The 18,535-nt window shown below is 67.9% G+C and carries 14 protein-coding genes; 9 read left to right on the top strand and 5 right to left on the bottom strand.

Annotation, left to right across the window (positions count from 1 at the left end):
* Positions 1-224: 224 nt before the first annotated feature.
* Positions 225-848 (top strand): hypothetical protein, encoded by a 624-nt coding sequence (locus C9412_RS14260; RefSeq protein WP_107232228.1) that lies wholly within the window; start codon positions 225-227, stop codon positions 846-848.
* A gap of 94 nt (positions 849-942) precedes the next feature.
* Entirely contained in the window at positions 943-1,566 is a 624-nt protein-coding gene (locus C9412_RS14255; protein WP_107232227.1) for a hypothetical protein, read from the top strand.
* A 100-nt stretch (positions 1,567-1,666) separates the two neighbouring features.
* Here C9412_RS14255 and C9412_RS14250 read toward each other — a convergent pair whose 3' ends face one another.
* Both C9412_RS14250 and C9412_RS14245 read right to left on the bottom strand, forming a co-directional pair.
* Positions 1,667-4,261 carry a M14 family metallopeptidase gene (locus tag C9412_RS14250; protein WP_107232226.1) on the bottom strand — a complete coding sequence of 865 codons (2,595 nt, stop codon included), beginning with the start codon at positions 4,259-4,261 and terminating at the stop codon, positions 1,667-1,669.
* Between the two features lie 74 nt (positions 4,262-4,335).
* Positions 4,336-6,975 carry a TonB-dependent receptor gene (locus C9412_RS14245; protein ID WP_107232225.1) on the bottom strand — a complete coding sequence of 880 codons (2,640 nt, stop codon included), beginning with the start codon at positions 6,973-6,975 and terminating at the stop codon, positions 4,336-4,338.
* A gap of 196 nt (positions 6,976-7,171) precedes the next feature.
* On the opposite strand from C9412_RS14245, the gene queD reads away from it, so the two are divergent.
* Together queD and C9412_RS14235 are read left to right on the top strand one after the other, a co-directional pair.
* Positions 7,172-7,534 (top strand): 6-carboxytetrahydropterin synthase QueD, encoded by a 363-nt coding sequence (queD, locus tag C9412_RS14240; RefSeq protein WP_107232297.1) that lies wholly within the window; start codon positions 7,172-7,174, stop codon positions 7,532-7,534.
* Positions 7,535-7,650: 116 nt separating this feature from the next.
* The gene (locus tag C9412_RS14235) at positions 7,651-7,998 is read left to right on the top strand and encodes a phasin family protein (protein WP_107232224.1); all 348 of its coding nucleotides are present in this window, start codon (positions 7,651-7,653) and stop codon (positions 7,996-7,998) included.
* A gap of 645 nt (positions 7,999-8,643) precedes the next feature.
* On the opposite strand, the gene asnB is transcribed toward C9412_RS14235, so the two are convergent.
* Entirely contained in the window at positions 8,644-10,545 is a 1,902-nt protein-coding gene (asnB, locus tag C9412_RS14230; RefSeq protein ID WP_107232223.1) for an asparagine synthase (glutamine-hydrolyzing), read from the bottom strand.
* Between the two features lie 350 nt (positions 10,546-10,895).
* Between asnB and C9412_RS14225 the strand changes: the two genes are divergently transcribed.
* Positions 10,896-11,585, top strand: a complete 690-nt coding sequence (locus C9412_RS14225) for a winged helix-turn-helix domain-containing protein (protein ID WP_057498295.1) — start codon at positions 10,896-10,898, stop codon at positions 11,583-11,585.
* The gene (locus tag C9412_RS14220) at positions 11,582-12,928 is read left to right on the top strand and encodes an ATP-binding protein (protein ID WP_107232222.1); all 1,347 of its coding nucleotides are present in this window, start codon (positions 11,582-11,584) and stop codon (positions 12,926-12,928) included. Before C9412_RS14225 ends, C9412_RS14220 begins: the two co-directional genes overlap by 4 nt.
* On the opposite strand, the gene C9412_RS14215 is transcribed toward C9412_RS14220, so the two are convergent.
* Positions 12,925-14,394, bottom strand: a complete 1,470-nt coding sequence (locus C9412_RS14215) for a HAMP domain-containing sensor histidine kinase (RefSeq protein WP_107232221.1) — start codon at positions 14,392-14,394, stop codon at positions 12,925-12,927. The genes C9412_RS14220 and C9412_RS14215 overlap by 4 nt on opposite strands.
* On the bottom strand, positions 14,391-15,110 hold the full coding sequence (locus C9412_RS14210) for a response regulator transcription factor (protein ID WP_107232220.1): 720 nt from the start codon (positions 15,108-15,110) through the stop codon (positions 14,391-14,393). The genes C9412_RS14215 and C9412_RS14210 overlap by 4 nt, the downstream gene beginning before the upstream one ends.
* Positions 15,111-15,254: 144 nt before the next feature.
* Here C9412_RS14210 and msrB point away from each other — a divergent pair, with 144 nt between their 5' ends.
* From msrB to msrA, 3 genes are read left to right on the top strand one after another with little or no spacing between them, the layout of a single operon-like run.
* Positions 15,255-15,827: a peptide-methionine (R)-S-oxide reductase MsrB gene (gene msrB / locus C9412_RS14205; RefSeq protein WP_107232219.1), complete on the top strand. Its 573-nt coding sequence runs from the start codon at positions 15,255-15,257 to the stop codon at positions 15,825-15,827.
* Between the two features lie 2 nt (positions 15,828-15,829).
* On the top strand, positions 15,830-17,599 hold the full coding sequence (locus tag C9412_RS14200; protein WP_107232218.1) for a cytochrome c biogenesis protein DipZ: 1,770 nt from the start codon (positions 15,830-15,832) through the stop codon (positions 17,597-17,599).
* 14 nt (positions 17,600-17,613) lie between these two features.
* Complete coding sequence (gene msrA / locus C9412_RS14195; RefSeq protein ID WP_107232217.1) at positions 17,614-18,351, top strand: peptide-methionine (S)-S-oxide reductase MsrA; 738 nt, start codon at positions 17,614-17,616, stop codon at positions 18,349-18,351.
* Positions 18,352-18,535: the final 184 nt, after the last annotated feature.

The raw sequence follows: 18,535 nt of genomic DNA, 5'->3' as shown, positions 1-18,535 counted from the left end.
TCCGCACCTGTGATGCACGAAAGGGCGCAGCGCAAGTTGCGCCCTTTTTTGTTGTGCAAAGCGCCGGGCACTTCCTGAATGGTTCGCTACCCGCCGTCATCGCCGCCGGGCATGGCGTATACGCCGCGTGAAATTTGGCTAGACTCAGCCGGCGACATGACGTCGCAACCGGACGCGTCTCCGCACGTTCCGGCCAGGATCGCAACGCCATAAGGACACGCATGATGCGCAAGATTCTCCTGGTTTCCAGCCTGCTGCTCAGCGCTCCGCTGACTGCCATGGCCAGCGACGGCATGAGCTACAGCTACGTGGAAGGGGGCTGGAACCAGCTCCAGATCAGCTCCCGCGCCCTCAACGATCCAAAGGCCGATGGCGGCTATGTGCGTGGCTCCTTCGCCATCGCCGAACAGGTCAACGTGTTCGGTGGCTGGTCGCGTGTGACCGATACCACCCGCTACGCATACTCCAGCGTCAAGACCACCTTCGACCAACCGCATCTGGGCATCGGCTACCACATGCCGATCAGCGACCGGCTGGACTTCACCGCCGACCTGGCATGGAACCGCCGCAGCGGCAAAGACGAAATCCACTCCGATGGCGTGACCTACACCAGCAAGGCCTCGGTCAATACCGCCGTCGGCAATGTCGGCCTTCGCGGCAAGCCGTCTGCAATGACCGAGGCGTGGATCAAGGCAGGCTACATCGACGGGAACAACCACTTCGATGGCACCTGGACAGGCACCGTCGGTGGCCAGATCAGCTTCAACCGTACCTGGGGTGTGGTGGCCGAAGGCCAGTTCTACGACGACTTTGCCGAGTACCGCGTGGGCGTCCGCGCAAGCTTCTGATCGGAACCTGCGTCCACCCGCTGACGGCACGGCCCGGCGCTGCGGCACGGACCAGCCGTCCGCCGCGCTCCCGCCTCATACAAGGACTTGAACGATGCGCAAGATGCTCCTGGCAACCTGCCTGTTGCTGGCAACGCCGCTGCTGGCGTCGGCCAGCGACGAGCTCAGCTACACCTATGTGGAAGGCGGCTGGAACCGACTGAAGCTTGATGCCGGCGGTGCCGCTGACTTCACCGCCGACGGTGGCTATGTCCGCGGTTCATTCGCAATTGCACCGCAGTTCCATGTGATCGCAGGCGCATCCCGCGTCAGTGCAAGCGACCATGGCGGCGATGCGCGGATGAAGACCACGCTCGACGTTCCGTACCTGGGCCTGGGATATCACGCACCGATCAGCGACCGCCTGGACTTCACCAGCGAGTTCGCCTGGAACCACCGTTCGGCCAGGTCGGACCATCGACTCGGCGATGCGCGCTTCCGCCAGACCTCTCGTTTCAACCAGGTACTGGGCATGGTGGGTGTGCGCGGCAGGTTCACCGAGCACGCCGAAGGCTGGCTGAAGGGCGGCTACGCCAATGGCGGCGACGGCCAGGATGCCCGCTGGTACGGCGTGGTGGGCGGACAGCTGAACATCACCGATACCTGGGGGGTTGTGCTGGAAGGCCAGTTCGACAAGGACGCCTCCGAGTACAGGACGGGCGTGCGCGCCAGCTTCTGATCGCTGCTCCCGCTGCGCGGGGCTGTCGGGGACGGCGCTGGCGCGCCGTCTTTTTCTCTTGCCGGCCAGCGGCCGGCACTACCGTCTGATGCGTGCAGCCTCAACCCCGCGCTTTCGCCGGATTCAGCAGATTCCCGAAGAAGATCGCGTTGATCAGCAGCCGATCCGTCCCGTGCCAGTACTTGCGGTGCGCCGGGTCATCGGCGAACAGCACCACATTGCCCTGCCCCTGCGCCGACACCAGCAACCACGCGCTGCCCGCCACCCGCGCGCGGTTGCGCTCAGACAGATAGCCGTTCACCCGCGGCGGCGTGTCGATGCGTACCACCGTCGAGAACGGATTCGCGCTTGGCTGCAGCGTCACCGTGTTCTCCTTGTTGATCGCCAGCTGCCGTCGCGGCACGCCGAAGGCGAGCGGATGGCTGGTATCGACGTCGGCACTGAGGATGTTGCCGCTGACCCGCTCGATCGCGGCGATATCGCGCTGGTCACCGAAGGCGCGACGGCCGGCGTCGGCAGCCTCTTCCTCCTTGCCCAGCGTCTCGCCGTCGGCCAGCTTCTGCTCGATCGCCCACTTCGCGGCGCTGCCGTAGGTCACCAGTGAACCACCAGCCTGCACCCAGCGTTTCAGCGCGGCCACGGCCGTGGCATCCACGCCGCTGTAGGTTCCGCCGGACAACACGATGGTGGTGTAGCGGTCCAGTGCCACCTTGCCCAGTTGCTGCGGGTCGAGCTTGCTGGCGGGAAGCCGCAGCTGCTGGTCGAGCAGGAACCAGGCCGAGCCGATCTCGGTGGCCGCCACGCCCTCACCCATCACCAGCGCAACCACGGGTTTGCGCAGCGCTTTGACGCCGTCACTGCCGAGATCGATGCCTTCGCGGCTGCGGCCACTGGACAGTGCCTGCACCTGCACTCCCGCTTCGCGCGCGGCGGACGTCACAGCCTCAAGCAGCGCCACACCCTGCAGCGACTGCCCGGCGACCGGAATGACCAGGCTGCCGGCGGCGAAGCTGACGTCGCCCTGCGCGGTCGCGGTGGTGAACGGCTGGAACGCCGCACGTGCGCTCACGCCCTTGCCCTGCAGCGCGGCCAGCGCGCGCCCGGCGTTGTAGTCGCGCCAGTCGATCACATAAGCGAATCCGGCCTGGCCGCCCAGCACCGCGCCCTGCTCCGCCGGCAGCGCGCGAACGCGTGCCCCCCCGTCGATGCGGCTGCGGCTGCCGGCGAACGCCACACCGTAGGCGGGCGCGATCGCATAGCTGGTGCTGCCATAGAACACATCCCCCTTGATCGGCGGGGTCTCGGCAAAGATCGAATGCACCAGGCGGAACTGCGCCTGCTGCACCGGCACCACGTAGGCACTGCCGGCGCTGAAGCGCTGGCCGTCCACGTTCACCTCGCGATCCAGAGCGTGCACCTCGATGCGATGCAGCAGCAACAGTTCCAGCAGGCGACGGGTCAGTGCCGGGTCCTGCGCATCACCGAACACGAAGCTTTTCACCGGCTGCTGTGCGGCCTGCTTCAGTGCACTCTGGAAGAACTGCTTCTGCAGGTCGAACAGGCCGCTGCGCTCGGTCACTGCACCACGCACGGTGCCCAGCCCGGTGGCGACCTGATTGCGGATGGTGAAGGGGAAGGTCAGCAGACCATTCACCGACTCCTGCACGCGGCCACGCGAGCTGGCCTGTTCGACGGTCACGCCGACCGCACCATGGAAGTCCGGATAGGTAGAACCGTACACAGGCGAGAAGTTGTCGAAGTTCTCACCCGTGTAGTACAGCGAACCCAGCGCATCCAGCGCCTGCGCGTGGTATTTGGCCAGGGTCTTGTTGAATTCATACGACGCCGGCGGAATCAGCGGGCTGTGCATGCTCTTCGGCGAGGGCTCGAAGTAGTAGGTGCTGTCCTTGCCCATTTCGTGGAAGTCGATCTGCACGTTGGGATACCACTGATGGAACACCTCCACCTTCGGTCGCGACTCGCGCTGGGTCAGCGCCAGCCAGTCGCGGTTGAGATCGGTGAAGTAGTGGTTGGTGCGGCCCTGCGGGAAGGGTTCGACATGTTCCTTGTCGGCCGGGTCGGCCGAAGCCGGGTCCGAGGCCCAGGCGTTGTGCCAGTTGGCGGCGCGATCGCGGCCATCGGGATTCTGCGCCGGGTCGAACAGCACCACCGCCTGTTGCAGCCACTGCCGGGTTTCGGCGCTGCGGTTGGCCACCAGGTAGTAGGCGGTCAGCATCGCCGCTTCGGCGCTGGACGTTTCATTGCCATGCACGCTGTAGCCCAGCCAGACCACCACCGGGCTGGTGCCGGCGGCGCTGCGCGGCTGCGCCGGATCGACCAGGGTGGCGTGCTGCTGGCGGATCTGTTCCAGCCGCGCATGGTTGCTGGCGGCGGTGACGGTGGCGATCAGCAGCGGGCGGCCCTCGTAACTGCGACCGATCTCGCGCACGCTGATCGAGTCCGAACGCCGGGCCAGTTCCTGCAGGTACGCCACCAGCTGGTCATGCCGGGTGTAGCGGCTGCCGATCGGATAGCCCAGGAACTGCTCCGGCGTGGGGATGGCCGTATCGAATGCGGCCGCGTCGGTGGCCTGCGGGAAGAAGTACGCACTCTGTGCCTGCGCCGGCTGCGGGCAGGACAACGCGGTGGCGGCGGCGATCAGCAACGGAAGAACGGCACGGCGATGCAAGGACACGGTAACTCCCCGGGAACACAACGGCAGACGGTCGCGCGGCCGGCCCCTGAAGGTGACCGGCCGCGGCGGATGGATCAGAAGCGGTAATCGAAGCCCAGCGTGAAGTAGCGGCCGCGCAGGTCGTACTGGCTGAAGTCGTACGGCGCGCGGATGCCCGGGAACGAGGCGTCGTACGGCGGCGTCTTGTCGGCCAGGTTCTGCACCTTGGCGTACACGGTCAGCCTGTCCACGCCGGTGTAGGCCAGGTACAGGTCGAACTGGCTGTAGCTGCCGACGCGCGTCTGCACCGCCTTGGCCGCGGTGCTGGCTTCCTGCCGGTAGCCGCTGGTGTAGTACCAGGTCACCGCCGCGTTGAAGTCGCCCTGCTTCCAGTCCAGCGTGGTGGTGGCCTTGTCCTTGGGCAGGGTCGCGCCAAGGTTGCTGCCGGCGTAGTCCACCAGCGGGCCACCGACCACGGTCGGCCGACGGTAATCGCGCACATGGGTGTAGGCCGAGGACACGGTGAAGTCACCCAGTGCAACGGTCGGGATGCGCTGGCGCAGTTCGACGTCGATGCCCGAGGTCTTCAGTTCGCTCAGGTTCTGGTAGCGGTTGTAGACCGCCTGCAGCTTGCCGCGCTCGTCGCGCTGCACCGCGCCAGCCACGTTGTCGTTGACCAGGGTCTGGGTGTTGTTGGTGCCGACCAGGTTGTCCAGCTGGATGCGGTAGTAATCCACGCTCAGGTTGGTGTTGGCCCACGGCGACAGCACCACGCCGAAGTTCACACTCTTGGTGCGTTCGGGCTTCAGCGCGTTGTTGCCGACGGTGAAGAAGGTCGGATTCTGCCGCGAGCCCGGTACGTCCGGATCACGCGGGTCGACCACGCTGCCGTAGGCGATGCTGGTGCTGTTGGAGTTCTCCGACAGCGACGGTGCACGGAAACCCTTCGAGGCCGAGGCGCGCACCAGCAGGAAGTCCAGCGGCTGCCAGCGCAGGCCGATCTTCGGCGAGAACGCGTCGCCGAAATCGTCGTAATGGTCGGCGCGCGCAGCAGCGGACAGCTCCAGCGTCGAGGCCAGCGGTACATTCACTTCAGCGTAGGCGGCGCTGACCCGGCGCTCGCCGTGCACTTCGGCGATGGCCGGGCGTACCTGCAGGCCGGCGTCGATCTGCCACGGGTTGTTGGAGTCGAGCTTCTCGCGGCGCCACTCGGCACCGGCGGCAAAGCCGATGTCACCGGCCCAGGTGTGGCCGAGCGTGCCGGAGATCTTCGCGTCGATGCCCTGCAGCTTGGACTCGGCCGGGCGCAGCGTGGCGATGTTGATCGCATCACGTACCGACTGCGGCGTCGCGGCGGGGTTGAGCAGGTTGTAGCTGCCCGTGGCCAGCGCATCGGCCAGTGCCCAACGGTTGGCGAAACCACCGGACACGGTCTCGCGCTCGCTGCTGCGCGCGCCGAATGCGGCCACTTCCCAGTCCCAGTTCGCAGTGGTGCCGCGCAGCCCGAATACGCCGCGATAGGCGGTGGAGCGGTTGGTCTTGATGGTGCCGCCGAGGTCGAAGAAGGTGTACTCGATCGGGATCGCGCGGCCGTACGGGTTGTACGGATTGCTGGCCGGCAGCAGCGACGACACCGGCTCGGCCAGGCCGCTGTCGGCGTTCAACGCGAAGCGACCGCTTTCGAGGGTGAAGAACGGGCTGCTGCCGAACCATGCAGCGCCCTTGATCTGGCTGTACAGCACTTCGCCGAAGGCTTCGACGTTGTCGTTCAGGCGGAAGGTGCCGTTGGCATAGGCCTGGTAGCGCTTGGTTGAAGGAATCAGCGTGGTGAACGGCGCCTGGTTGAAACCGCAGGTATCGCCGGCCAGGCCATCGATCGGCGCACTGGCGACACGGGTGGTGCCAGTGGGGCAGTTGCCGTTGGCATCGAGCATCGGCACCGACACGCCGTTGACCAGGTAACGCGCGCCCTTGGCCGACCAGCCGTTCCAGCGGCCGCCCGGTTGGTCGGTGTAGATGCCGCTCTTGGTCAGGTTGCGTTCGTCCTGGTCCAGGCGTTCGCGGTTGTAACCCTGCAGGCTGAAGAGGATGTTGTAGCCGTCGGTGTCGAGATCACCCAGGCCGCCGACGAATTTCAGGTTCTGCTCGTGCAGGCCGCCCTGGTCGGCACCGCCGAAGCTGCCGCCGATCTCGGCGCCTTCGAAGTTCTGCCGGGTGATGATGTTGACCACGCCGGCCACCGCGTCGGAACCGTACACGGCCGAGGCGCCGTCCTTGAGCACTTCGATGCGTTCCACCGCCACCAGCGGCAGCGCGTTGAGATCGACGAAGGTGTCGGACAGGCCACCGGCCGGGAAACCGTAGTTGGCCAGGCGGCGACCGTTGAGCAGCACCAGCGTGTTCTTCTGCGACAGGCCACGCAGGCCGATGCCGGCCGAACCGGAGGCCCAGCCATTGTTGGTGGTTTCGTTGGCCGCGTTACCGGTGTTGGCCGAAATCGAACGCAGCACATCGGCCACGGTGGCCTTGCCGGTCTGCTCCAGCTGCTGGCGGCCGATCACCTGCACCGGGTTGGAGGCTTCGCTATCGGCGCGCTTGATGTTGGAGCCGGTGACGCGCACGGCAGCCAGTGTGCTGGCTTCGCCACTGGCGTCGGCGGAGGTTTCGGCGGCGGCGGACAAAGGCGCGGCCAGAGCGACGGCCAGGGCCGCCACGAGCAGGGTGTGCTGGGGCATGACGATGTGAGGGAGGTAGTGGAAGGACGACGTAAGTTCCGCAGTAGTCCATGCCTGGCCGGGGTCCGGCCAATAACATCTCTTCATGCGGATATAAGATAAACTATCATCTCTTCATCCGGATGGAAAGAATTTCTTCACGGACGTGCCGGCGCCGACCGGCCGTAAGCGACACCTGCGACGTACAATGGGCGCCATGGAAATCTTCAAAGTCTTCATGATCGAGGCGGCGCACCGCCTCCCCAACGTGCCGCCCGGGCACAAGTGCGCGCGCCTGCATGGACACTCGTTCCGGGTGGAACTGAAGGTCGAGGGCGAGCCAGGCGCGCAGACCGGCTGGATCATGGATTTCGGAGACGTGAAGGCCGCCTTCCAGCCGATCTACGACCGCCTGGACCACCACTACCTCAACGATGTCCCTGGCCTGGAGAACCCGACCAGCGAGAACCTGGCGGTGTGGATCTGGAACGAACTCAAGCCCGGCCTGCCGGCGCTGAGCGAGATCACCGTGCATGAAACCTGCACCTCCGGCTGCCGTTACCGCGGCCCATCCGCCTGATCAACCCATTGATCTTCAAGGATTTTCAAAGGCGCCTTGGGCGCCTTTGTTATTTTTGTTGCATTGCCGCATCAACGGCGTATGCTGCATTGCATCAAGTCACTCCCTGATGCCCCATGGCCGCCGCCTTCAGCGATCGCTTCAGTGATGCCACCCGCCAGCTCGCCGCTGCGGCAACGCGCGCGAACCGGTTGGCGCTGGAGAACGCGGAAAGCATGTTCGGCGTGCAGCTGAAGGCGATGGAGCGCAACCTGACCGCCACCGGCGGCTGGCTGGGCGAGCTGGCCCGCAGCGAAGACGCGGCCGGTGCCCTCTCCAGGGGCGCACAGCTGTGGCAGGACAACCTGCAGCGACTGGGCCAGGCCCAGCAGGACGTGGTCGGTCTCGGCCTGCAGGCCAGCAAGGCCTGGTCAGAACTGGTGCAGGGTTACAACGAATCAACGGCGGACGCGAACAGTCACTGACGCGACGCAACGCTCATTGCATGGGTCCCTCCCCCCATGCAATCCGGACCCGGCAGATCCCTCCCTCTGCCGGGTCTTTTTTTGCCTGGCGTCTGGATTGCAGAGCACTTCTTCGACGCACTTCCCCGCGAACTGAAGGGCCCCGCCGGGGCAGGCAGGGACCTGGGCAAATGTCCCCCGGCGCCGGCCGTTGGCCGTCCCCTCCTCCTTTACTTTGCCCAGACCCCTGCCCGCCCCGACGAGGCTCGGCTTGCGGCAGGTAAAGCGCAGTGCTGGCGGCAGCCTTTCAATGAGGCGCCGATAGATTTCGAACGCAGGGCGGAGGCCCGTGCGTACGAAGTAAAGGGGGAGGTGACGGCCAACGGCCGGCGCCGGAGGACATTCGTACGCACGGGCCTCCGCCCTGCGCCACGCAGACACATCCGCAAACCAAGGTTCGCATCCACCTGGCGGCAGCCCGGACTGTCATCGTTCCGGCGTTGCGCTTGTAGACAGCCGATAGATTCCGAACGCAGGGCGGAGGCCCTTGCGTACGAAGTAAAGGGGGAAGTGACGGCCAACGGCCGGCGCCGGAGGACATTCGTACGCGCGGGCCTCCGCCCTGCGCCAAGCAGACAGATCCGCCACACACGATGCTGGAACGGCTCAGCGCCCGCGGCCACCGTGCCAGTGCTGGTGCCATGCCTGGAACATCAGCACATTCCACAGGTGCGTGTGCCATTTGCGCTCCCCGCGCAGGAACGCCTCCCAGATGCTGCGCACGCGCACCGCATCGAAGCAGCCCTGGTTGCGCAGCCGCTGCGGATCCAGCAATGCCTCGGCCCAATCGCGCAGCGGGCCGGCCAGCCAGCGCGCCATCGGCGGCCCGAAGCCGCGCTTGGGACGGTACACCAGCGGCTCGGGCAGATAGCGCGCCAGCAGATGCTTGAGGATCCGCTTGTGCTCGCCATCGTGGTACTTCAGGTGCTGCGGCAGGCGCCAGGCAAGACGCACCACGTCCATGTCCAGCAGCGGCGCGCGCGTTTCCACCCCCGCCGCCATGCCAGCACGATCGACCTTGGCCAGGATGCCCTCGGCCAGATCCATACGGAAATCCAGCAGCTGGATGCGCGCCTCCGCCGGCAGCCCGGTGTCCTGCTGCTGGAAGATCGTCATCGGTTCGCGTGCCCCCAGCACCACCTGCGCCGGTTGCCGCCAGCGGGTGACGCGCTGCAGGTAGTGGCCTTCCACATCATTGGCCGCCACTTCGGCCACCAGCGCGCGCCAGCCCCCCAGGCGGCCGCGTTCGGCGTTCATGCGGGTGCCGCTGCGCCGCGCCAGATCGCGCACCCAGTCCGGCAGGCCGCCGCACAGACGGGCATTGCGCAGCGCACGGCCGTAACTGGGATGGCCAAAGAACAGCTCGTCGCCGCCATCACCGGTCAACGCCACCGGCTTGCGCGCACCCAGCAGTTCGCTGGCCAGCAGGGTCGGCAGCTGCGACGCATCGGCGAACGGCTCGCACCAGACCTGCGGCAGGCGTTGCAGCAGGTCCAGGCCCTGGCGCGCATCCATGCGGTGCAGGTGGTGCTGCACGCCCAGATGCCGCGCGACCTGCGAGGCCCAGTCGCTCTCGTCATGCCCGGGATCGTCGAAGCCCACCGTCCACGCTTCGATCGGAAGCGCCGACTGCGCCTGCATCATCGCCGTCACCAGCGACGAATCGGTGCCGCCGGACAGGAACGCGCCACAGGCCAGCGGCGAGTGCATGCGCGCGGCGATGGCCTTCTGCAGCACGGCCTCCAGCTGATCGGTGGCCTGCTCAAGGTCGGGTGCCGGCTGCAGCGGTTCCTGCAGCGCGCTGTGCATCGCATCGCGCGCGCACCAGTAGCGCGAACCGCCCTGCGCGGCCTGCGCGGAACCGCGCGCGGCGTGGTCGGCAAGATCGATGCGCAGCATGGCACCGGCCACCAGCTTGTGGATGCCGCGATAGATCGTGTGCGGTGCCGGCACGTAGTCGTGGCGCAGCAGCAGGCTCAGCGCGTCCTGGTCGATGCTGGGCGAGAAACCGGCGAACGCCTGCAGCGCCTTCAGCTCGGAGGCGAACAGGAACTGCCCCTGATGCCAGCCGTAGTACAGCGGGCGCTCGCCCACCGGGTCGCGGGCCAGCCAGAGTTCGCGCGACTGGCGATCCCAGACACTGAAACCGAAGGCACCTTCGATGCGTGACAGCGCCCGCTGCACGCCCCATTCCACGATCGCCTGCAACAGCAACCGCGCGTCGCTGCAGCTGCGTGGCAGGTCGCGCAGCTGCCCCTGCAGGTGGGCGCGGTTGTACAGCCGGCCATCCAGGCACAGCACGTAGCGGCCGCAGTCCGAGCTGAGCGGCTGCAACGGCGTATCGCTGGGTGCCCGGCAGTGGCCCAGGGCGAGGCCGGCGTCAGCGTCGGTCCAGTAACCGATGCGACCGCGACCGCGCTGCTGCAGGGCCCGCAGCATCGGCGCCAGCTGCTGGAGCAGCTGCTCATCGTCGGCGGGCGGCAGCCAGGCGCCAACCACGCCGCTCATCGCAGGCCCCCATGACGGCGGCGGCAGGACAGGTTCGGCAGGCAGGGGGCAGCGGCTGACATGGGGACGGCACGCGGAGCGGAGGAGACTCCATGCTCGGCGCGGCCGGCGTGCGCTGTCAGTCGCTTTGCTGTCAGCGATCGTCACCGGCCGTGGCCGCCACGTAACGTTTTGTAACGGCAACCGGCTATGCTGGGCGGCAAGGTGTTGCCGGGACTGAGACCCGGCCCGCGCGTCAGCAACCCCGGCTGAATGGCGCCCGCCCCCGGGACCCGGGCGGCCCGAAGGCTGGGATAGGATCGCCGCGCTCGTGCCGTGGCGGTACGTTTGCGCCCACGGAGGCCTTGAGAATGCTGGATATCGTACTGGTCGAAGACGATGCCCGCCTGGGTACGATGGTCAGCGACTATCTGCAGCGGCATGGCTATCAGGTGGCCCACGAGCGCAGCGGCGCGCGTGCGGTGACCCGCATCCTGGCCGAAAAGCCGGCGCTGGTGCTGCTCGACGTCGGCCTGCCCGACCAGGATGGTTTCGAAGTGTGTCGGCAGATCCGCCCCCACTATGACGGCATCATCTGCGTGCTGACCGCCCGCACCGACAACATCGACCAGGTGCTGGGGCTGGAACTGGGTGCCGACGATTACATCGGCAAGCCGATCGAACCGCGGGTCCTGCTGGCCCGTCTGCGCGCCCACCTGCGCCGCCACCGCCGGGTTGAACCGCGCGACGGCAGCCTGCGCTTCGGCGAGCTGAACATCGACCCGTCCACCCGCAACGTGCACCTGCAGGGCGGCCTGTTGGAACTGACCACCGCCGAATTCGACCTGCTGTTCCTGCTGGCCAGCAACGCCGGTCAGATCCTGGACCGCGACGCGCTGCTGCGCGGCCTGCGCGGGATCGCCTTTGACGGCCTGGACCGCTCGATCGATGCGCGCATCTCGCGCCTGCGGCGCAAGCTGGGCGACAACCCCGAGCAACCGGAACGGATCAAGACCGTCCGCGGCCGCGGCTACCTGTTCAGCCGCTCGGCATGGGGATGAAGCGCACGCCCTCGGCGATGCGCGGTCACGCCTTTCATTTCCTGCGCTACGGCATCGGCTTCCTGGTCGCCCACCTGCTGTTGATCGTGCTTGGCCTGTGGGCCTGGGACGCGCTGCTGGAAGACCGCACCGAAGCGGGCCTGCAGGCCGAGATGCGCGGTACCCATGCGCTGTTGCAGCACCGCTTCGCCGAGACGCCGCGCGAACAGTGGCCGGCACTGGCGCGCCAGCTCGACACCGATTTCGCCTACGCGCTGCGCATGGTGCCGCTGGCCGAGGCAGTGAAGGAACTGCCCGCCAGCCAGCGCCCGCCCTTCAACAATGGCCGGGTGCAGATCGATCTGGAGCACATGCGCAGCCTGCAGCGCATCGGCGACAGCGACTATGCGGTGATGCTGGGCCCACTGGACGAAGCGTTGCCCGACGAAGGCTGGCAGGACAGCGATGTCTCCGGCGTGGCGATCCTGCTGCTGATCCTGATGGTGGCCGTGGCGCTGCCGATGTACGTGATGGTCTACCGCCTGTGGCGCGATGTCTCGCAGCTGGCACAGGCCGCGCGGCGCATGCGCGATGGCCAGCTGGATACGCGTGCGCCGCGCGCCGGCACCGCACTGGTGCGGCCGTTGGCCAATGCCTTCAATCACATGGCCGAACAGCTGCAGCAGCTGCTGGAAAGCCAGCGTGTGCTGGCGCAGGCGGTGGCACATGAAGTGCGCACACCGCTGGCCCGCATGCGCTTCGGCCTGGCTGACCTGGAGGACACCGCGCTGGACGAGATCCAGCGCGATGCCCTGGGCGGGCTGCGCACCGATGTCGATCGGCTGCAGCACCTGACCGATGCCGGCGTCCAGTACGCCGCGCTCGGCCGTTGCCATCAGCTGACCCGCCAGCGCCTGCAGCTGGCCGCGCTGGTGCGCGGCATGGTCGCCCAGTTCGCGCCGCTGCCGATGCCGGTGCAGCAGGCGCTGTCGCCGGCCGGCCTGGTCAACGTCAACCGGCACATGCTGGAGCTGGCCCTGCGCAACCTGCTGGGCAACGCGTTGCGCTATGCACGCCGGCAGATCCGCATTGCCAGCACGGTCAATGATGGCTGGCTGTGCCTGCAGGTGGAGGACGACGGGCCCGGCATCGCGCCCGAATTGCGTGGCCAGGTGCTGCAGCCCTACGTGCGGCTCGACCCCGGCAGCCCCGGTTTCGGGCTGGGCCTGGCCCTGGTGCAGGTGGTGGCCGACAAGCACGACGGCCACGTCGAGGTGACCGATTCCGAGCTGGGCGGCGCCTGCATCCGCCTGCACCTGCCGCTGGAAAGCAGCGGCGTGGTGGAGTGCGAGGCGGCCTGCTAGGCCGCCGGTTCCGCGCGCGGCAACGCAAACACGAACAACGCACCCTGCTCGCTGTCGCGCAGTTCGATGCGGCGGCCGTGCAGCTGCACGATGCGCTGCACGATCAACAGGCCGAGGCCGCCGTTCTCACCGCGTCGCGCACCCAGCGCGGCCGGTGCCTGGAACAGCTGCGCGCGCAGTGCCGGCGCTACACCCGGGCCATCATCGGCCACACTCACCTCGACACTGTCCGGCGTCGCACGCAGGCGTACCTCGATTCGGCCACCCTCGGGCGCATGACGCAGGGCGTTGTCGAGCAGATTGGTCAACACCCGCTCGACCAGGCCCAGGTCGGCGCGCACCAGTGGCAGGCCTGGCGGGAAGTCCGCATGCAATCTCTGGTTGCGGGCCTGCGCGGCCAGCTCGAACTTCTGCAGTACGTCCTGCAGCAGCTCCGGCAGCGCGAACACCTCCCACTCCAGCCGCACTTCGCCATGCTCCAGCCGCGCCAGCTCGAACAGCGCGCGTGCAAGGCGGCCGACCTTGGCGCTCTGCGCCAGCGCGATGCCGAGGTAGCGGCGGCGCTCGTCCGGCGACAGCGTGGCGTCCTTCAACGCCAGCGTCTCCAGATAGCCGTGCAGCGATGACAACGGAGTGCGCAGGTCATGCGAGATGTTGGCCACCAGCTCGCGCCGCTGCAGGTCCTGCTGGCGCAGCTGCTGCCATTGCTCTCCCAGCCGCTGCGCCATCTGCGCATGCGCGTGTTCGAGGATTACCAGCTCGTCGCGCTCACCCGGGCGCAGCGGTTCCGGCGGCGGCAACGGCGTGGGGGCGTCGATGTCGAAGGCCTGGATGCGACGGGTCAGCCGGCGCAGCGGCCGGGTCACCCAGTAGAAGGCCACCAGCCCGGCCAGCAGGCCGAGGCCACCGACCAGCACCACCGACCACCATGTGGTGTTCCACTGGCTGCCGGCGGCAAGATCATCGGACAACATCTGCCGGTGCTCGCCCACCAGCACCACGTACACGTAACCGGCCTGGCGTCCCTGCACGATCAGTGGCGCGGCACTGAACACCTTGCGCCCATCCGCGCTGCGCGGATCATCGCCAAGGATCGGCAACGGCGCACCGGACAGCAGGCGGCGCAATGGCGCCACGTCCACCCGGTTGCGCACCAGATGGCCGCTGGGTGCATCGTGGCCGAGGATGCGGCCCTGATCGTCCAGCAGGTACACCTCGACGCTGGGATTGACCGCCATCAGCTGGCCGAACAGCGCGCGCACTGCAGCATCGCGCATGCCGCTGGTGTCCATCAGCTCGCTGCGCTGGGCGATGTGCTCGGCCAGGCCCAGCGACAGCCGCTGCACGACTTCCTGTTCGTGGCGCGTGTTGGCGCGCATCTGCAGGGCCAGCAGCGCCATGCAGCACATCAGCATCAGCGCGGCGATCACCGCCGCCAGCTTCTGCCACAGGTTGGGCTTGATCATGCCGCCGCCCCGGCCGGATCGACCAGCTTGTAGCCGCGTCCCCACACCGTCAGCAGCCGCCGCGGGTTGGCCGGGTCCGGCTCGATCTTGCTGCGCAGCCGATTGATGTGGGTGTTGACCGTGTGCTCGTAACCATCGTGCTGGTAGCCCCAGACCTGGTTGAGCAGCTCCATGCGCGCGAACACCTGGTCCGGGTGGCGCGCGAAGAACAGCAGCAGGTCGAACTCGCGCGGGGTCAGCTCCAGCACGTTGCCATCCACCGAAGCGGTGCGTGCCACCGGGTCCAGCTGCAACCCGCCCAGCTCGATCGCACCGGCATCGATGCGCGCGCTCTGCGCCATCGCCTCGGCACGGCGCAACAGCGCACGTACCCGCGCCACCAGCTCCGGCATCGAGAACGGCTTGGCCAGATAGTCGTCCGCACCCAGCTCCAGGCCGACGATGCGCTGGGTCTCGCTGCCGCGCGCACTGATGATGATGATCGGCACGTAACGCGCCATCGCGCGTGCACGCTGGCACACCTGCAGGCCATCCACGCCGGGCAGCATCACGTCCAGCACCAGCGCATCCCACGGTCCGTCCTGTTCGAGCAGGCGCAGGCCGGCGTCGCCGCTGGCGGCGTGGGCGACGTCGTAGCCTTCATCGCCCAGATGCATGCGCAGCAGGTCGGCGATGTGGGCATCGTCTTCAACGATCAGCACGCGTTTGGTGGACATCGGCAGCTCAGGGCCAGTGGGGAGGCTGCCTGCATTGTGGCGCGGGACGGCCGCCGATACCTCACGAAAAATTGAATCCTGCGTGAGGATTCGTTGACCCGGGCAGGCGCAGCATGGCCCCGTCGCCCCTTCCCGGAGTCCGCCATGCCCCTCACCCGACGCCATCTGCTGGGCCTGGGCGGTGTTGCCACCGCCGCCGGCCTGTTCGGACTGGGCGCCTGCAGCCGTGCCGCGCCGGCCGCCGCCGAGGCCCGTCCAGCGCGGCAGTTCGAGGTCATGCACAGCGATGCGCAATGGCGCCAGCAGCTGACCCCGGCGCAGTACGCGGTGCTGCGCCAGCAGGCCACCGAACGGCCGTGGAGCAGCCCACTCAACAAGGAACACCGGCAGGGCACCTTCGCCTGCGCCGGCTGCGCGCTGCCGCTGTTTTCCTCCTCCACCAAGTTCGAGAGCGGTACCGGTTGGCCCAGCTTCTGGGCACCGTTGCACAACGCGATCGGCGAGGACCGCGACGTCACCTTCGGCATGCTGCGGGTGGAAGTGCACTGCCGGCGCTGTGGCGGCCATCTCGGCCACGTGTTCAACGATGGCCCGCGCCCGACCGGGCTGCGCTACTGCATGAACGGTGCGGCCATGGTGTTTGTTCCCGGCGCCGGTGATGGCGCTGCCGACGGCTGGCGCGTGCCGGTCGGTTCTTCCCCTGTTTCCGGAGCCTGACCATGCTGCTGTTGCTGCTTGCCTACCTGGGCGGTGCGCTGACCCTGCTCAGCCCGTGCATCCTGCCGGTGCTGCCGTTCGTGTTCGCACGCGCCGACCGCCCCTTCCTGCGCAGCACGCTGCCGCTGCTGCTGGGCATGGCACTGACCTTCACCGTGGTCGCCAGCCTGGCCGCGGTGGGCAGCCAGTGGGTGGCACAGGCCAACCAGATCGGACGCTGGATCGCCCTGCTGCTGATGGCGCTGTTCGCGCTGGCCTTGCTGTGGCCACGGCTGGCCGACCATCTGCTGGCGCCGTTCCAGCGCGTGGGTGCGCAGCTGAGTGCGCGCGCCGATGCGGCCGATGCCGCCGGCCGTGGCGGCGCGTGGACCTCGCTGCTGATCGGCATCGCCACCGGCCTGCTGTGGGCACCCTGCGCCGGGCCGATCCTTGGTCTGGTGCTGACCGGTGCGGCCCTGCACGGCGCCAGCGCCGGCACCAGCACGCTGCTGCTGGCCTACGCGCTGGGCGCCATCACCGCTCTGGCCTTGGCGGTCTGGGTGGGCGGCCGCGTATTCCGCGCCCTGCAGGCGCGCCTCGGCCTGGGTGACGTGCTGCGCAAGGTGTTGGGCGTGGCCGCGCTGCTGGCGGTGGTGGCGATCGGTCTGGGCTGGGATACCGGCCTGCTGACCCGCCTGTCCACGCTCAGCACCGCGCGCATTGAACAGGGCCTGCTCGATGCGGTGCCCGGCGCGCAGCCGGCGGCACCGCCGATGATGATGCTGGCCGGTGCCAACGCTGCTACCGATGCACCGCTGCCGGTGGAAGGCACCCTGCCCGCGCTGGACGGTGCCACCGGCTGGCTCAACAGCCCGCCGCTGAGCGCCCAGCAGCTGCGCGGCAAGGTAGTACTGGTCGATTTCTGGACGTACTCCTGCATCAACTGCCTGCGCGCGATGCCGTTCGTGCACGAATGGGAGCGGCGCTACCGCGACCATGGCCTGGTGGTGATCGGCGTGCACACCCCGGAGTTCGCTTTCGAACGTGACCCACGCAACGTCATGAAGGCGGTTGAGCAGTTGAAGGTCGCGTACCCGGTGGCGCTGGACAACCAGTACACGATCTGGCGCGCGTTCAACAACCGCTACTGGCCAGCGCAGTACTTCGTCGATGCGCAGGGCAACATCCGTGGCCACCAGTTCGGTGAGGGCAACTACGTGCGTTCGGAACAGGTGATCCGCCGCCTGCTGACCGAGGCCGGCCAGACCCATCTGCCGCCGCCGGCTGATCCCGCCGCTGCCGACCTCAAGGGCGTGGCCGCGCAGGCTGACATGGGCAACCTGCGTTCGCCGGAGACCTACCTGGGCCACGCCCGCGCCGAGCAGTTCGCCTCGCCCGGTGGACAGCGTGCCGATACCGCCTTCGATTATTCGCTGCCCACTGCGCTGGCGCTGAACCAGTGGGGACTGTCCGGCCACTGGACGGTCACCGACGAGGCGGCACAACTGCAACGGGCCGGCGGCCGTATCGCCTTCCAGTTCCATGCGCGCGACCTGCACCTGGTGCTGGCGCCGAGCCAGGAAGGAAAGCCGGTGCGCTTCCGCGTGCTGCTCGATGGCAAGCCGCTGCCGGCCACCGACGCCGGCAGCGATGTCGGCGCCGACAGCAGTGGCGTGGTCGACGAACACCGGCTGTACCAGCTGGTGCGCCAGCGCGGCACGGTCGGCCCGCACCGCTTCGAGATCGAGTTCCTCGATGCGGGCGTACAGGCCTATGCCTTCACCTTCGGTTGAACCAGGAGGACACGATGAAACTCTCCTTTGAACAGGGCGTCGCCGCGGGTGTTGCCGGGTTGGTCGCCACGGCGCTGATCGCTGCGGTGCTGCTGGTCGATCACGGCGCGATCGCGGCACCGGTCGAGCCCAGCGCGCAGGCCAAGGCACTGCCCGCGCCCAGCGGCGAGGCTGCGTTCGGCGATGACGCCACCCATGCCAGCGTGGTGTTTGCCGGCGGCTGCTTCTGGGGGGTGCAGGGCGTGTTCCAGCACGTCAAGGGCGTGAGCAATGCGGTGTCCGGCTATATCGGCGGCAGCGCTGCCAACGCGCGGTACGAACGGGTCAGCAGTGGCCAGACCGGCCACGCCGAAGCGGTGAAGATCGACTACGACCCGCGCCAGGTGAGCTACGGGCAGCTGATGCAGGTGTTCTTCGCGGTGGCCCATGACCCGACCCAGCTCAACCGGCAGGGCCCGGACCACGGCAGCCAGTACCGCTCGGCCATCTTCAGCGACGACGCCCGCCAGCAAGCGGCCAGCCGTGCCTACATCGCCCAGCTCGGCCAGGCCGGCAGTTATTCCGCACCGATCGTCACCCAGCTGGTCAGCGGCCAGCGCTTCTACCCGGCCGAGAGCTACCACCAGAACTACATGAGCAACTACCCGCAGGCGGCCTACATCCGCTATTACGACGCGCCCAAGCTGGCGGCGCTGGGCAGGCAGTTCCCGGCGCTGTACCGGCGCGATGCGGTGCTGGTGCCGATGCGGTAGCCGGCATTTCCGCTGGGCCCCCACCGGCGCCCGGTGCTGCTGCCCTGTAGAGCCGAGCCCACGCTCGGCTGCCGTTGAGGGAAGAGCAGCCGAGCATGGGCTCGGCTCTACACAAAACGAAAAAAAACGCACGGCCATCCAGCCGTGCGCATGGAAAGTATCGCCCGGGCACCGATCAGGCCTG

This window comes from Stenotrophomonas sp. Nf1 (assembly GCF_003028475.1).
Classification (GTDB): domain Bacteria; phylum Pseudomonadota; class Gammaproteobacteria; order Xanthomonadales; family Xanthomonadaceae; genus Stenotrophomonas.
Note: the sequence above shows the minus strand (reverse complement) of the source record. Positions and strands in the feature narration are given on the sequence as shown.